This window comes from Paenibacillus abyssi, assembly GCF_014640295.1.
GTDB classification, from domain to species: domain Bacteria; phylum Bacillota; class Bacilli; order Paenibacillales; family Paenibacillaceae; genus Paenibacillus_D; species Paenibacillus_D abyssi.
In genome coordinates this window covers 258,384-273,625 of sequence record NZ_BMGR01000006.1, presented here as the reverse complement: position 1 = coordinate 273,625, position 15,242 = coordinate 258,384, and the positions used below count along the sequence as shown (strand labels likewise).

Annotated in this window: 15 protein-coding genes and 2 pseudogenes; 10 read left to right on the top strand and 7 right to left on the bottom strand. The window is 50.9% G+C overall.

The annotated features are described in order from the left end of the window. The first annotated feature begins 8 nt into the window (after window positions 1-8). Entirely contained in the window at window positions 9-512 is a 504-nt protein-coding gene (locus IEW11_RS11125; RefSeq protein ID WP_188531143.1) for an A24 family peptidase, read from the top strand. Between the two features lie 44 nt (window positions 513-556). Further along, on the top strand, window positions 557-2,029 hold the full coding sequence (locus IEW11_RS11120) for a DUF6382 and FHA domain-containing protein (RefSeq protein WP_188531142.1): 1,473 nt from the start codon (window positions 557-559) through the stop codon (window positions 2,027-2,029). Between the two features lie 50 nt (window positions 2,030-2,079). Here IEW11_RS11120 and IEW11_RS11115 read toward each other — a convergent pair whose 3' ends face one another. The 3 genes from IEW11_RS11115 to IEW11_RS11105 form a co-directional block, all read right to left on the bottom strand. Further along, a complete protein-coding gene (locus IEW11_RS11115) occupies window positions 2,080-2,979 on the bottom strand; it encodes a TIGR01777 family oxidoreductase (RefSeq protein WP_188531141.1) in 900 nt (299 codons plus the stop codon). Between the two features lie 23 nt (window positions 2,980-3,002). Beyond that, entirely contained in the window at window positions 3,003-3,530 is a 528-nt protein-coding gene (locus IEW11_RS11110; protein ID WP_188531140.1) for a LytA/YqiH family protein, read from the bottom strand. Between the two features lie 101 nt (window positions 3,531-3,631). After that, window positions 3,632-4,069 (bottom strand): DUF2621 domain-containing protein, encoded by a 438-nt coding sequence (locus IEW11_RS11105; protein ID WP_188531139.1) that lies wholly within the window; start codon window positions 4,067-4,069, stop codon window positions 3,632-3,634. A gap of 100 nt (window positions 4,070-4,169) precedes the next feature. Here IEW11_RS11105 and IEW11_RS11100 point away from each other — a divergent pair, with 100 nt between their 5' ends. The 3 genes from IEW11_RS11100 (at window position 4,170) to IEW11_RS11090 (ending at window position 7,020) form a co-directional block, all read left to right on the top strand. Further along, the gene (locus IEW11_RS11100; protein ID WP_188531138.1) at window positions 4,170-5,297 is read left to right on the top strand and encodes a deoxyribonuclease IV; all 1,128 of its coding nucleotides are present in this window, start codon (window positions 4,170-4,172) and stop codon (window positions 5,295-5,297) included. A gap of 116 nt (window positions 5,298-5,413) precedes the next feature. Continuing rightward, a complete protein-coding gene (purU, locus tag IEW11_RS11095) occupies window positions 5,414-6,313 on the top strand; it encodes a formyltetrahydrofolate deformylase (RefSeq protein WP_188531137.1) in 900 nt (299 codons plus the stop codon). A gap of 131 nt (window positions 6,314-6,444) precedes the next feature. Beyond that, window positions 6,445-7,020 (top strand): spore coat protein, encoded by a 576-nt coding sequence (locus tag IEW11_RS11090; protein WP_188531136.1) that lies wholly within the window; start codon window positions 6,445-6,447, stop codon window positions 7,018-7,020. Between the two features lie 39 nt (window positions 7,021-7,059). Here IEW11_RS11090 and IEW11_RS11085 read toward each other — a convergent pair whose 3' ends face one another. Then, entirely contained in the window at window positions 7,060-7,758 is a 699-nt protein-coding gene (locus IEW11_RS11085; RefSeq protein ID WP_188531135.1) for an AIM24 family protein, read from the bottom strand. Window positions 7,759-7,803: 45 nt separating this feature from the next. Then, on the bottom strand, window positions 7,804-8,295 hold the full coding sequence (locus IEW11_RS11080) for an SH3 domain-containing protein (RefSeq protein WP_188531134.1): 492 nt from the start codon (window positions 8,293-8,295) through the stop codon (window positions 7,804-7,806). 302 nt (window positions 8,296-8,597) lie between these two features. Between IEW11_RS11080 and tkt the strand changes: the two genes are divergently transcribed. Next, window positions 8,598-10,616 carry a transketolase gene (tkt, locus tag IEW11_RS11075; protein WP_188531133.1) on the top strand — a complete coding sequence of 673 codons (2,019 nt, stop codon included), beginning with the start codon at window positions 8,598-8,600 and terminating at the stop codon, window positions 10,614-10,616. A gap of 42 nt (window positions 10,617-10,658) precedes the next feature. Further along, window positions 10,659-10,976 (top strand): pyrimidine/purine nucleoside phosphorylase, encoded by a 318-nt coding sequence (gene ppnP, locus IEW11_RS11070; RefSeq protein ID WP_188531132.1) that lies wholly within the window; start codon window positions 10,659-10,661, stop codon window positions 10,974-10,976. A 79-nt stretch (window positions 10,977-11,055) separates the two neighbouring features. Here ppnP and IEW11_RS24890 read toward each other — a convergent pair. Together IEW11_RS24890 and IEW11_RS11065 are read right to left on the bottom strand one after the other, a co-directional pair. Continuing rightward, window positions 11,056-11,379, bottom strand: a pseudogene (locus IEW11_RS24890) (PilZ domain-containing protein); the annotation flags it as partial. A gap of 93 nt (window positions 11,380-11,472) precedes the next feature. Continuing rightward, window positions 11,473-12,351 (bottom strand): annotated as a pseudogene (locus tag IEW11_RS11065) (NAD(P)-dependent oxidoreductase); the annotation flags it as partial. Between the two features lie 301 nt (window positions 12,352-12,652). Here IEW11_RS11065 and IEW11_RS11060 point away from each other — a divergent pair. The 3 genes from IEW11_RS11060 to IEW11_RS11050 all read left to right on the top strand — a co-directional run bounded on the left by IEW11_RS11060 (window position 12,653) and on the right by IEW11_RS11050 (window position 15,114). After that, complete coding sequence (locus tag IEW11_RS11060) at window positions 12,653-14,002, top strand: glucose-6-phosphate isomerase (protein WP_188531130.1); 1,350 nt, start codon at window positions 12,653-12,655, stop codon at window positions 14,000-14,002. Window positions 14,003-14,026: 24 nt separating this feature from the next. Beyond that, window positions 14,027-14,659: a YigZ family protein gene (locus IEW11_RS11055; protein WP_188531129.1), complete on the top strand. Its 633-nt coding sequence runs from the start codon at window positions 14,027-14,029 to the stop codon at window positions 14,657-14,659. 86 nt (window positions 14,660-14,745) lie between these two features. Continuing rightward, complete coding sequence (locus tag IEW11_RS11050; protein WP_188531128.1) at window positions 14,746-15,114, top strand: DUF4383 domain-containing protein; 369 nt, start codon at window positions 14,746-14,748, stop codon at window positions 15,112-15,114. Window positions 15,115-15,242: the final 128 nt, after the last annotated feature.

Sequence of the window (15,242 nt, the reverse complement as noted above, 5' to 3'; positions counted from 1 at the left end):
GGAAGATGATGACGTTTAGTTATGGTGCAGCCCTAATAGTGTTAGGAGTCGCTTTTTGGCATGATGTGAAATCCATGATCATTCCCAATTGGCTAACCGCCTCAGCATGCGCAGCCGCTTGGATATATTCCGTTTTTACAGGTGGGGTCGAGGGTGTCCTGAAAGTGCTGCTGGGAACGGCGATCGGGCTGCTGCCTATGCTTTTTCTGTATGTATTGAAGGGAATCGGAGCAGGCGATGTGAAGCTGTTCGCAGCGTTAGGAGCCTGGATCGGGGCGGAGTTGATTTTTCAGTTATTTATCTATTCCGTTTTGATTGCGGGAATGATTGGCGTTGTGTTTATGGTGGTTTACCGCCCCTTCTTCCAGCGCGTCTTTACGATGATTCTCAGCTCCGTTCTTCCAGCGGCGGCTGGACGAATGGGCTTTCCCCGTGTATGGCAGCAGGGAACAAAATTTCCGTTTATGCTTGCGGTAGCGCCTGGGGCTGCAGTGGCATGGTATTTTTATTAGCATGATTTCAACGGCATATTAACGCATGAAGGAGTGGGGATAATATGGAGCCATATCGTGTAGATTTCACCATGCATCGTGGTCACGAGATGATCCTGCAGCGGGAAGCCGGAATGGCACGGGATCAGCTCGAGGAGATTGAACTTCATATGCTGCAGGCTCAAAGTTTTCCGCGTCTGTTGAAGGTGGAATGGCTTGAACTGGACGGACAGATAAGCTTTCATTACAAGTTATCAGGCAAACGAATGCTCTCGCAGCGGATTCACCTTCGGCCGTTTACGATGAACGATTATTATGCGCTGCTGCTGGCTGTTGTCGAAGCGCTGGAAGATTGCAAGCATTACATGCTCCGCGCAGAAGGGGTGCTGCTGCATGAGAATTATATTTTTGTAGGTGAGGAATGGGAGGATATCGGACTGGTCTACGTACCGATTCGTAAGGAAGAAACTTCCCGAACCGTGCGTGAAGACCTGCTATCGCTTGCCGTGCGCTGGACTGCGCATGTTGAGCAGGTGGACGGAAACGGTCTGCAGATGGTTCTTCATGCTTTGGATGGAGAAGGCGGAGGGGGGTGGGCCGCCATGAGAAGTCTGCTGCTGGAAAAGCTATCTGAACCTTACCGGATCGAGACATCGTTCAGCAGCGCGCCAGTTGAAATGAAGGGCGATCCCATTCGGCCGTTCGAGCCGTTAGAATTTTATTCGATTCCAGAGGAAAGGCATGCTGATGCTTTTGTACCCGCTGTTAGTGTTATAGAGGACAAACCGGAGCGAGACCTTGGCCGGTTCAGGTGGTATGCGGCGGCTATCACTGTCGTTGCGATTGCTGCCTTGTGGCGTTATTTATATCTAGAAGCACCATCAGGCAGAACAGCTATGATCAGTGCCGGAAGCTCGTTGATTGTTCTCGGGACAGTATATGCGGCATGGCGCTGGATCCTGCACAGACAAGCAGCACCAGCAGAATTGGCGGCTGTGCCGGTACCGCAAGAAGAAATGGGTAGGGGACAGCAAGCGCCGCGCTGGAGCAGTTGGTCCGGTCAAGAGCCCCATCACGAGCTGGACGCGCCGGATTCGCAATTTCTACCTAAAGTACCGAAGGCTGCCGGGGCTGTTCAGATGGGATTTACAAAGCAGTCTTCAGAAGCCACTGTGATGTTGGCCGACAGCAATAAAGAAGCTAAAGGCATTGATCATGGTGCGGACAAGGAGAGCTTTTTTCTGGAACGCAGCGCGAATGGGAATGAGGAGCGGATAACATTGAACCAAGGCAAGCTGGTCATTGGGCGCTCCGCCGAATCGGCTGACTATGTTGATCTTGGCGAAGGCTTGTCCCGGGCGCATATTGAATTCGGCATGGATCGGCTGCTGTGCACGGCGAAGGATCTGGGCTCGAGAAACGGCAGTCTGCTGAATGGGCAGATGATGATTCCCTATAAGCTTTATTCGCTGGAAGCGGGGGACAGGCTGCAGCTTGCAGGGGGCGGCGGTCCGGTCTATCAACTGAAAAAAGCCTGAACCACCGCAATAGAAAAAGGGAAACCCGAAAGGTCTCCCTTCTTAGCTATTTATTTACCTAGCAAATTTCTCATAGCTGAATCAATGTCCGGATATAGAAATTTAAAACCTGCATCCATTGCTTTGCGCGGTACGCCACGTTGGCCCTCTAGAAGCAGCACCGATAGTTCGCCGAACAAAGCTTTCATCAGGAATGCAGGAACGGGAAACCAATGCGGCCTTCCCATCGTCCGGCCGATCGCCCGGCCGAAATGGTCGTTGGTGACAGGCTCGGGAGCCGATGCGTTAACCGGTCCCTCAATGAGCTTGTTATCGATGCAAAAGGTGATTAACCGAACCATATCTTCGAGATGGATCCAGGAAATCCACTGTTTGCCGCTGCCAACCCTGCCCCCGCCGAAGAACCGGTAAGGCATGGCCATCTTAGGAAAGGCGCCTTCCTCATTGCCGAGGACAAGCCCGACACGCAGCTTTACAAGCCTTGGCACTTCAATCGCGTCAGCGGCTTTCTCCCATTTCTCCACAACAGAAGCGAGATAGTCAGTAATATGCGCGGGACTATTCTCATCAAATGTCGCTGTCTCTGAGATGCCGTAGATCGAGATGCCCGAAGCATTAACAACCACCGCAGGCTTGCGCTGCAGCGCACGGACAAGCTTGGCGATCCGGTCTGCGGCATCAAGCCTGGACTTCAGAATTCGCTCTTTTGCGTCGTCGGTCCAGCGCTGGTTAATGGACTCTCCAGCCAGATTGACGATTGCATCAACGCCTTCAAGGCGCTCCGGTTTTGACGCCATATCCTCCCATGTGATGACATGGAGCTTTGGATGCTTTTGCTCCACCCGACCGGTGGAGCGGCTTACGATCCAGACCTCATCATCACGATCCAGCAAATATTGTGCCAGGGCATTGCCTATAAATCCGGAGCCTCCTGTGATGGCTATGCGCATACAATCACCTCAATCGTTTCTAATCAAATCACTTTTTCAATCTTTGTCAGCCAGAGCTGTGTATACGTTTCACCGTCTGCTTCGTATTCTCTTTCCTCATACTCGTATTTGACCTTATCATTTTGCTCCAGACCGGATAAGGAATCAGCAAGCGTCTCGTCATGTTGATAAGCGACGGGGCCATTCGGTGTTTCCAATTCAACGGTATGTCCGTCTACGAGACCGTTAAAGGTTCCTTCCGCTTGGACAACACCAGTATCTCCGGGCTGCTCGCCCCCATTATTTGCCGGGGAATTCGGCTCCGCAACGCCTGGATCCGGAAGCTCAGCGGATGTATTGTCATCCGAAGGTGTATGGTCATTTGTCGGATTGTTAGCTTCGTTGTTCATCGAATTGTTAGCCGGATCATTGGTGCCGCTCTCGTTGTTTACTGCCGGCGGTGCGCTGTTAACGTCGTTATTGGCACAAGCCGTCGTTAACGAAACGGCAAGGACTAAAGCCAGAGCAAGATGGGTTTTTGCTTTTGATTTTTTCTTTGATGTATGGGTCATGTAGACCACCTCCTATATGTATAACGTATGTATACCCTGAGAGGTTCCAAATCAACTGTAATTTTTGCGAAAAAATGAAACAAGCCGCCCCAAATGGCGGCTTATTTATTGAGGAGATGTCTGTAAGGCGTATAGTCGATCTGCTGCTTCTCAAGGAACGAAACAAGGCTTTTGTAGTCACGGCGCGGAGTTGCCCGGATATAACCTTCGACGCAATGATCGCGGGTAACCTCTGATGCGCCGCTCTCAACGGCAACTTGCCCGATTTTCGCTGCAATTGTATGTTTGGCAATATCCCGGAAGGCTTGGGGAACAGGAGAGACAAGCTCGTCCAGAAATTTTTTGCTGTCCTCAGTCCACATCGGGCGGCTTCGTTCCACCCAATAATTTTGCCAATCCAGCTTGGACTTGCCGTCCTGCTTCGGCAGTACCTTCAGAAACTTGCGGAACATGAAATATCCGCCGATGGACATGAAGCCCAGCAGCACAATCGCCCAGAAAATAATAAAGTACATAAACCCATCGGACGCTTCATTCATGATTGTTTCACCTCTATGATGAATTATAGCGTATTCCTAGATTTATTTCGATATTCCCTGTAAAATAGGATGGAAAAGAAGCGAGAGGGGCATTAAAATCATGTTGAAGATCGGATCACACGTTTCATTTTCAGATAAAGGCCTATTGACTGCCGCGCAGGAAGCGGTAACCTACGGCTCCAGTTCTTTTATGATTTATACGGGCGCTCCGCAAAATACGCGGCGCAAGCCGATTGAGGATTTATACATTGAAGAAGGTAAAGCTGTCATGCAGGCCAGCGGGATCGACGAGATCGTCGTGCATGCGCCTTATATTGTCAATCTGGGTTCCTATAAGGAAGATACCTTCGAGCTCGCCGTCCGTTTTTTGCAGGAAGAGATTCGCCGCACGCACCGGATCGGGGTCAAAAATATCGTTCTTCACCCGGGCGCTTATACGGACAAGGATGCGGAATACGGCATTGCCCGGATCGCTGAGGGCTTGAATGAGGTGCTTGACGGCACGAAGGAAACCGATGTGAATATCGCATTGGAGACGATGGCCGGCAAGGGCACCGAGATCGGGCGCAGCTTCGAGGAAATCGCTTCGATTATCGAGAAGGTAGGAGAAAATGACCGGTTAACGGTTTGTATGGATACCTGCCATATGCATGATGCCGGTTATGATCTCATTGATGATCTGGACGGCGTATTGGAGCAGTTTGACCGGATCGTCGGATTGGACCGGGTAGCTGTCGTTCATATTAATGACACGAAGAACCCGCGCGGCGCCGGCAAAGACCGCCATGCACCGATTGGCGCAGGTTGGCTCGGCCATGAAGCGATCAAAAATATCGTGCACCATGAACGGCTTGCCGGACGGCCATTCATTCTTGAAACGCCATGGATCGGCAAAGACGGCAAAACGCAGCGGCCGATGTACGAAGCGGAGATCGCTTTGCTGCGCGGCGATGCGATGGACCGGTTCGGCGATTCGTTCTTCGATCATGTGGAGCGTTTGCATCATTTCTTCGGCAAAGAGTCGATTGACCCGCGCACCTTTGTGCTGGGAACATGGGATGTGCTGAAGAATGATGCGAAAGCGAAGAAAGCCGATCCGCGCGAGCCGATGGACAGGCTGTATGATTTGGTAGTGGAGCACAATGTGCTGCCCGACCTTAGCGAGGAAGCAGTGAACCATCGGATAACCGCATGGTTTGCCGGTAAGGCGCTGCTTGCCAATGCGTAAGAGACAGTAGATCAGGAAGCGAAGGGGCAAGGGTTCGTGTAGAGAATTCATCGAACGAATGCGCGAATGGAATGGACCCCCGTCGCAAAACGAGAATGGAAGGAAGTTATCATTACATGCAATCTAATTCTTATCAACCTCAACAATCCGGGCAATCGGAGAAGAAAAACCGTGCACGCATGCTGATTTCTTGCCCGGACCGTCCGGGAATTGTCGCTGCGGTATCGCACTTTTTGTACGAGCATGGCGCGAATATCGTGCAATCGGACCAATATACGATGGATCCGGAAGGCGGCATGTTCTTTATCCGCTTTGAGTTTGATCTCGCAGATCTGGACAAGGAGCTTCCTGTCCTGCAGGAAGACTTCGCTAGAGTGGCGGACCGCTTTGATATGAAGTGGCATACTTTCCGGGCCAGCCGGAAGAAAAGGCTGGCGATCTTCGTATCCAAGGAAGATCACTGTTTGCTGGAGCTGCTGTGGCAGTGGCAGGCAGGGGACCTGGACGCGGAAATCGCAATGGTCGTCAGCAATCATGATGATATGCGGGCCCTTGTCGAATCGTTCGGTATCCCATACCATCACATTCCGGTTACACCGGATACGAAGGCTGAAGTGGAGAAAAAACATCTGGAGATCGTTTCGGACAAAGCCGATCTGATTGTGCTTGCCCGTTATATGCAGATCATTCCACCGAAGTTTATCGAGCAGTACCCGAATCGGATTATTAATATCCATCATTCATTCTTACCAGCCTTCGTCGGCGGCAAGCCATATGCACAGGCCTACAAGCGCGGTGTGAAGATTATCGGCGCAACAGCCCATTATGTGACGGAGGAGCTGGACGGCGGTCCGATCATCGAACAGGACGTTCAGCGGGTCAGCCATCGTGACAATGTGGAAGATCTGAAACGGATTGGACGTACGATTGAACGGGTTGTGCTTGCCCGTGCGGTGAAATGGCATATCGAAGACAGAGTGCTCGTGCACCAGAACAAAACCGTTGTATTTAATTAATCAACAATGAAACCCGCCAATTCAAATGGCGGGTTTTCTTTTTCCCGGCGTTTACTCATAAATACGAATAGAATCGGGCGATCTGGAGATCGTATAAATGAAAAAAAATCCAAGAGCAGGGAGTGGTCCGTATGCCATTCGGCGCACATGAGACGTTAGAGGTTCATGAGATTTTAACAGAGAAGAAAAATGCGATTGAGCAATTTTCTTTTTATGCGGGCATGTGCCGCAATCCCCAGTTGAAGTCGGTGATCGAGCACCAATTGCAAAGCATGATTGCTTCATACAACCAGTTAGTATCCTACACGCATGATTATTCCGCCGCATTCGGGGGAATGCAGCCCTACAGCGCTCCACAGCTGCGGCCGCAGCAAATTCAATACGGCCTTCATCAGCCGATGATGCAGCAGGTGCAGATGCAGATGCAGATGAATGGTTCATTCACCGATGACCAGATTGCTTCGTATGCGTTAAGCTGCCACAAGAATGGAGCGAAAAATCAGATGCAAGCAGCGCTGGAATGCGCCGATCCGAATGTGCGGCAGATGCTGATGGACGGTGCGGTCAGCTGCGCTAATCAAGCTTATGAGCTGTTTGTTCTCATGAACAATCAAGGCACGTATCAAGTGCCGACAATGCATGATCATACAGCGAAAACTTACCTGCATATGTATCAGCCGATTCAATCGTCCTATCCGCACGCCTAATCGAAATAAACCGACCAAGCCATGATAGGCCTGGTCGGTTTATTTGATGAATACGCCGCCGAACGGGAGCACTTCCCGCAAAGTCCTGCGAATCAGGCTATCCTGGCGCATTTGCCTCTCCAGCTGGGGATCGGAGGAGCCGGTTTGGATGAGAACGGGCCCATTGCCTTTAATCTCCCACTGCACCTTCATATGCTGGCTGGCCAGAGAATTGCCGTAGACGCTTATTTTCAACGATGCATCCTCAGGGTAGGCGATAAGCGCACCTGCGTCGACATATAACGGCGTTTCCGGATGAAGGGTCAACGTCTCCATAAAGCCGGTGGAAATGATGCCAAGCTGGCCGGGTCCCGAAAATTTTATGCGTACCCACTCCTGGGTAATGACCGCGTTTTTGATCGATTGCAGCCGGTTCTTCATCGTCATGCCATCGGAGAAAAACAAGACGTTGCGAAAATCATAGAGCAGGCTGCTCTCGGCTTCGATCGGCACGACGTGCAGCCGGCATCCTGGGGGAAGACCCAACAGAAGCTCAGAGGGACCGGAGATTTTGGAGCGAATCCATCTTCGTTTGCGGTACATGCCGGCCAGGTCCATGAACCTGTCTTCCCGGCCTGAAGGATTGCCTTTGTAGGCTATAATCTGTCCTGGATGCAAAATGTGAAGCCTGTCCTCTTCTGTCAAAGAGATGAGGACATGTCCGTTCTGTGTTTGCTCATTGCCTCCGCTAAACTGCAATCGCTGTCCCTCCTATATGCTAGTTAAGGTTAATTTGCGAAGCTGTTATAGCGCGCGTTTTTCCCGCCGCCAGATTGTAATTCTAAGCAGGCGCATGGAAATGAAGTAGATCAGAATGAGTCCGATAATAGAAGATGTAATAAGAATGACTTTATGAATGAGAGCCTTTCTATTCTGTTGTTCTGTTTCCAGGTTTGCCAAGCGCTGCGTCAGTTCCTGATTGCGAGCGGCCAGCATTTGGTTCTGCTGGCGATAGGCTTCATTCTGCTCGATCCACTTGCGCTGCTCCTCCTCAAAGCGCATGGCGCTGTCGATGGCCTCCTGGCGGGTTGCATTGAGCTCGGCTTGCTGCTGCTCGATCGAATTTAAAAGATTGTTATACTCTTCGCGAACCTCGTCGAGCTTTTCCGGAGCGGTATAAATGTCCTTCACTCGGTCAAAAAAACCGGCATGGGCAGTGGAAGGGGAGTGAAATGCGTGAAACAAAAACGCAATGGACATGATGAAGGTAGCGTAAAAAAAAGATTTTTTTGTCATAAGGAAGCTTCACCTCTTTTCGGTATAGGCTTGTCCTTCGTACCGAAGTTCTATAGCTGCTTCTATTTTACAGTTTTTTTCGATCAAAGGTAAACATTTGGAACATTTTGTCGGCATATTATATATACGAAGTACGGCGCAATTTGTTCCAGCAAGCATCGTAATACATTTTCTGTGGAAAAGCTTGATCGCAAATGGTACAATATTTCAAAGCCATTGCGCCGAGAACTCGCGCTAAAGAAGGATAGAGAGAGATAATTAACAAAGTTAGATCAGAAAAGGTATGGGAGGAAGTAAAGAAAATGACAGTTACACAAAAGTCCATCGATCAGCTTTCGATCGATACAATCCGGACGCTTGCAATCGATGCAATCGAAAAAGCGAAATCCGGTCACCCCGGCATGCCTATGGGCGCAGCTCCAATGGGGTATCAATTGTTTGCCAAAAACATGAATCATAATCCATCCAATCCGACTTGGATCAACCGCGACCGGTTCGTATTGTCCGCAGGGCACGGTTCGATGCTGTTGTACAGCTTGCTTCACCTGTCCGGATATGATCTGCCGATGGAAGAGCTGAAAAATTTCCGCCAATGGGGTTCCCTGACGCCGGGCCATCCGGAGTTCGGGCATACAGCAGGTGTTGATGCAACAACAGGTCCTTTGGGACAAGGGGTCGCAATGGCCGTTGGTATGGCGATGGCGGAAGCGCAGCTTGCCGCTACATATAATAAAGAAGGCTTCAATGTCATTGACCACTTCACTTATTCCATCTGTGGAGACGGCGATCTGAGCGAAGGGATCTCCAGCGAAGCTGCATCGCTCGCAGGACACTACAAACTGGGTAAACTGGTTGTGCTGTATGATTCCAACGATATTTCGCTGGATGGCGAATTGAGCCTTTCATTCTCTGAAAATGTACAAAAACGGTTTGAAGCATACGGATGGCAAGTGCTTCGCGTTGAAGACGGCAACGACTTGGATGCCCTCTCCAAAGCGGTAGCTGAAGCGCAAGCGGAGCTGAGCAAGCCAACCCTGATCGAAGTGAAAACGGTGATCGGTTACGGCAGCCCGAACAAAGGCGGTAAAGGCGGACATGCCGGCCCGCACGGTTCTCCTCTGGGTGCGGAAGAAACGAAACTGACTAAGCAAGCTTACGGTTGGAGTGCTGAAGAAGATTTCTTCGTACCGGATGAAGTGCGTGCGCACTTTGCAGAAGTGAAGAAACAAGGCGAGCAAGCAAACGCCAAGTGGGATGCGTTGGTCGCTGAGTATAAGAAAGCTTATCCGGAGCTGGCTGCGAGGTTCGAAACGGCTCTCAATGGTGAGCTGCCAGAAGGCTGGGATCGCGATTTGCCGGTCTATTCGCCAGAAGACAAAGCGCTCTCGACCCGTGTCGCTTCAGGTAACGCATTGAACGGCTTAGCCAAAAACGTTCCGAATCTCGTAGGCGGCTCCGCCGACCTGGAAAGCTCCACGATGACGCATCTGAAAGGTCTTCCGGTCTATACAGCAGACAACTACGATGGCCGTAACATTTATTTCGGCGTTCGTGAATTCGGAATGGCTGCTGCAATGAACGGAATTATGCTGCACGGGGGCCTGAAAGTATACGGCGGTACGTTCTTCGTATTCACCGACTACCTGCGTCCGGCAGTTCGTCTTGCTGCGATTCAAAAGCTGCCAGTTGTTTATGTGTTTACCCATGACAGCATTGCGGTTGGGGAAGACGGTCCTACGCATGAGCCGATCGAGCAATTGGCTTCGATCCGCATCATCCCGGATCTGACGGTTCTGCGTCCGGCGGATGCAAACGAGACTTCCGCAGCTTGGGCATACGCTGTTGAGAATACGGCTAATCCTGTTGCGCTGGTACTGACGCGTCAGAACCTGCCTGTGCTTCAAGGAACAGCTGAAAATGCCCGTGAAGGCATCAAACGCGGTGCTTATGTTGTTGCTGATGCTGCTAACGGCAAGCCGCAAGCGCAGATCATCGCAACAGGCTCTGAAGTCCAATTGGCAGTCGCTGCACAAAAAGCGCTGGCTGAAGAAGGCATTCAAGTCCGCGTGATCAGCATGCCGAGCTGGGACCTGTTCGAGAAGCAATCCAAGGAATACAAAGATTCCGTATTGCTTCCGGATGTAAAAGCCCGTCTTGCTGTAGAAATGGCTTCCCCGTTCGGTTGGGAGCGTTATGTGGGCGATCAAGGCGCTGTTCTCGGTATCAATACCTTCGGCGCTTCCGCTCCTGGCGACCGTGTAATCAAAGAGTATGGCTTCACGGTAGAGAACGTAGTAAGCAAAGTTAAAGCGCTGCTGTAATTCGAAGCGGCTATTGTATAGTTAAAGGAGATTGCAGGAATCATGTCCCAATTCGACAATGTATCGATCGTCAAGAAAGCGAATGTCTATTTTGACGGTAAAGTAACCAGCCGCACGGTATTATTTGCAGACGGCACGAAAAAAACGCTCGGTATCATGCTTCCGGGCGAATATGAATTTGGCACGGATGTAAAGGAAATCATGGAAATTGTTGCCGGCGATCTGAAAGTTCTGCTGCCGGGTGAGACCGAGTGGCTTCACATCCAAGGCGAAGGCGAATTTATCGTTCCGGCCAACACCAAGTTCAAGCTGCAAGTATCGGTAACAACCGACTACTGCTGCTCTTACATCAGTGAGTAATACCAGGTATTACAGATAACATGAAAAAGCCGTCCTTATACAGCATGAAGCTGCTGGGGACGGCCTTTTGTATTGCGAATTAATCTAACTTGCTGTGTATATACTGTTCAAGCTGCAGACGCTGATACGGAGACAGACCTGTAAGCATGCAGCCGTAGTGGAAGATATCATCCTGCTGCTCGATACGGATGATCCGCGCTGTAATTGGCGGCAGGCCGGCCTCCTGCAGGAAGTGAATGACGACAAACATGTCTTTCTCAAGCCGGATCGAAGATGAGATCTGCAATCCGCTATCGGATAGATCCAGCAGCTTCCCTTCGATCGTCTGGCCGGAGAAGGAGCCGGCTTGCTCCCACTGATAAACGGACAGCATCAGTGGTATCTCCATTGCCAGCCGTGCGCTCCGCCTGCGCTCGGCACCGATTGGCGGCGTGTTCGCGGACTCGCTAGTCCGCTCAGCCGCCGCCGCATCCGCGCCGCCTTGGTAAGCCTCTGCAATCGGCCTGCCAATCCAACGCTCATAACATAAAGCGAGCGCTGACAGATCCAAGTTGCCGTAGCCCATGGCATCTCCGATCTGGAACTGGCTTTTCGCCGCCTCCAGCATTGGCGTAGGCACGTTCATGTTATCCGTCAGTACGGACGACAGGCGTAAATCTTTAAGCATCAACGCAAGTGAGAATTGGTTGCTGAATTCGTGCTCTATGATTTTCCGGCCCTTCAGATCGGCTTGCTTGCTGGCTGCCCCTCCGGACTGCACAAGTTCCAGAAATGATGAGGCATCGATCCCGCCGCGTGCGGCGATTGCCATGCCTTCGATCAGGCCGACCGCATTAATGCCAACAACTGTGTTGTGGGCAAGCTTGGCGATCGAACCGCTGCCGTTCCCGCCCATATGCAGCACCTTGCGTCCCATCGCCAGCAGCAATTCTTCATGCTCTTTGACCGCTTCAAGGCTGCCTCCAACCATGAACACGAGCGTGCCGTCTTCAGCAGCAGGTTTGCTGCCCGTGACCGGGGCATCAAGAAATTGAACCGATTTAGCCTCGCTTTCGAGCGCCAGATGTCTTGCCAGATCGGGAGATATCGTACTGCAATCAATGATGGCCTGTCCGGGTTTAAGGCCTTGAAAGATGCCGTTTGTCCCGTAATATACTTCTCGAATCGCTTGATCGTTGCTGATCATTGTAATGATGATATCAGAGTTTCTCGCAGCGTCCATCGGGGAGTCGGATAGATCGGCACCCATCTTGACCAGCTCTTCTGTCTTGCCCGGCGTGCGGTTGTAAACGGTCACTGCATATCCTTTGCGAAGTAAGTTTGCCGCCATGGGCGCACCCATGGTACCAAGGCCGATAAATCCAATCGTTGTCATGTTGATCCAATCCTCCCGTAAAGGCATAGTTAGTGAAGCAGCTTCATTCAACACGTGCCTATATTCTACCATAAACGGAAGATTCCAAACACGGCAACTTATTTACTGCGCGATGCATGGTTTTCCTGAAAAAGGGAAGATGTAATGTAAGCAGAGGAGTGTCTGGAAAGGATTGTTCCAGCAACAGAGGGCATTCCTTGTGTTTGATTAGGAAATCTATTATTCTAATCCTAGTGTCAATGAGTGAAGGTTGTGCCTTATACGCCATCCTCAATCGAAAATCAGGGAGGTTGTTGGTTTCATGAGTAAAGCCGTATCGTTTGATTACAGTAAAGCGTTGTCGTTTGTAGGGCAACACGAAGTCGATTATCTGGCAGGCGCGGTTCGTCTGGCGCATGAACAATTACATAACGGGACAGGTGCCGGTTCGGACTTTTTGGGCTGGATCGATCTGCCGACGAACTATGATAAGGAAGAGTTTGCACGTATCAAGCAAGCTGCTGAAAAAATTAAATCCGACTCCGAGGTACTGATCGTAATCGGTATTGGCGGATCATACCTGGGCGCGCGCGCTGCCATTGAGATGCTGACGCACTCCTTCTATAACGCGCTGCCTGAAGGCCAGCGCAAAACACCGCAAATTTTCTTTGCGGGCAACAACATCAGCTCCACTTACGTGACGCATCTGCTTCAAATGCTCGAAGGCAAAAACTGGTCGATCAACGTCATTTCCAAATCGGGTACGACGACAGAGCCTGCGATCGCCTTCCGCATTTTCCGTGAAGCTCTGGAGAAGAAGTACGGCAAGGAAGAAGCACGCAAACGGATCTATGCAACAACGGATAAATCGAAGGGCGCGCTGAAAACGCTGGCGACCGAAGAAGGCTATGAGTCCTTCATTATCCCTGACGATGTAGGCGGACGTTATTCCGTGCTGACAGCTGTCGGCTTGCTGCCGATTGCAGCTGCAGGCGTGGATATCGATGCGATCATGCAGGGCGCGGCTGATGCGTCGAAGGAGTACAGCAACCCGAATCTGGCGGAGAACGAGAGCTACCAATATGCCGCAGTTCGTAACGCGTTGTACCGTAAAGGCAAACAAACCGAAATCCTCGTGAATTATGAGCCGGCGCTGCACTTTGTTTCCGAATGGTGGAAGCAGCTGTACGGGGAGAGCGAGGGAAAAGATAACAAAGGCATCTATCCGGCTTCCGTTGACTTCTCCACCGATCTTCACTCGATGGGCCAATTCATCCAAGAGGGAACGCGCAACCTGTTTGAAACGGTTATTCAAGTGAAAGAAGTGTCCGAGCACCTGACGATTGGCCATGATGCCGATGATCTGGACGGGCTTAATTTCCTTACAGGCAAAACCATGGATTTCGTCAACAAAAAAGCATTTGAGGGTACACTGCTCGCGCATACCGACGGCAATGTGCCTAACCTTGTCGTTAACATCGCCGACATGACCCCTTATACCTTCGGATATTTGGTCTACTTCTTTGAAAAAGCATGCGGCATCAGCGGATATCTGCTGGGTGTGAATCCGTTCGATCAACCGGGCGTTGAAGCGTATAAGAAAAACATGTTCGCGCTGCTGGGCAAGCCAGGCTACGAGAAGGAAAAGGCTGAGCTGGAAGCCCGGTTATAACACGGCGGCAAGGAGCCGGGTGTGATGCTGGAACGTTATAAAACAGTAAGAGAACAAGGGAATAAGGAAATTGTCATTAAGAAATCGCGTTTCATCGGCCATGGCAAGCCGGTTCAGTCAGAGGAAGAAGCCGTTGCCTTTATCGAAGAAATCAAGAAGCTGCATTGGAACGCTACACATAACTGCTCGGCTTATATACTGGGTGAGCGCGATGAGATTCAGAAGCAGTCCGATGACGGCGAACCGAGCGGCACAGCCGGCAAACCGATTCTTGAAGTGATGAAGAACCAGCACCTCAAAAATGTGGCGATCGTCGTCACCCGCTACTTTGGAGGCATCATGCTGGGAGCGGGCGGACTGATCCGGGCCTATACGGACGGAGCAGTCGCCGCTATCGAAGCGGCGGATCCGATCATAAAGGTGCTGCACCGCGAGGTGTTGGTCGATGTGGATTATACGTGGTACGGCAAGCTCGAGAACGAGTTTCACCAGCGCGGTCTCCGCATCGGCGATACGGCGTTTACCGATCGTGTGACGATTACCTGTTTGCCGGAGGAGCCTGAGGCGGCGTTATTTGTAGAATGGATAACCGACCTCACGCAAGGCCAGGCTGAGATCATGCTTGGAGATACGCTGTATTTCATTGAAGGCGAATAGCATTTTTCCCCCTGTACATGCATAGGGTTCTGTATAGGGAGGCGGCCATCTGCCCCCCGACTTCAGACCAACAGGGAGGAATCGCTATGGCGGCAAGACGGTTTGCGGCTTTGGTCGGTATCGTATTTCTGCTTATCGGTGTGCTTGGCTTCTTTTATAACCATCTGTTTGGAATCTTTCATGTCGACACAACGCACAACATCATCCATTTGGTTGTTGGTGTGCTCGGAATTTTTGCAGCCTCGCATGAAGGGTATGCCTACCGTTTTGCGCAAGCGTTGGGAATCGTGTTTATGGCCATGGCGGTTTTGGGCTTTTTCATTAAAGACCTTTTCGGACTGATGCATGTCGCGCTTGCCGAGAATATCCTGCATTTTGTTGTTGGAGCCATTGCGCTGTATTTAGGCTATGTTGTGGCAGAAGCCTCGCCGCAGACCCGTTCGTCGAGAATGTGAAACGACGATCATATTTAAGCTTTAAAACCTGGCACTGTTTGCCGGGTTTTTGCTTTTTTCAGAACGAATTACACCGGATGAAAGTCAGCGGGAGCCCTTTTTGCATATATATTAAGGAGTTATATAGG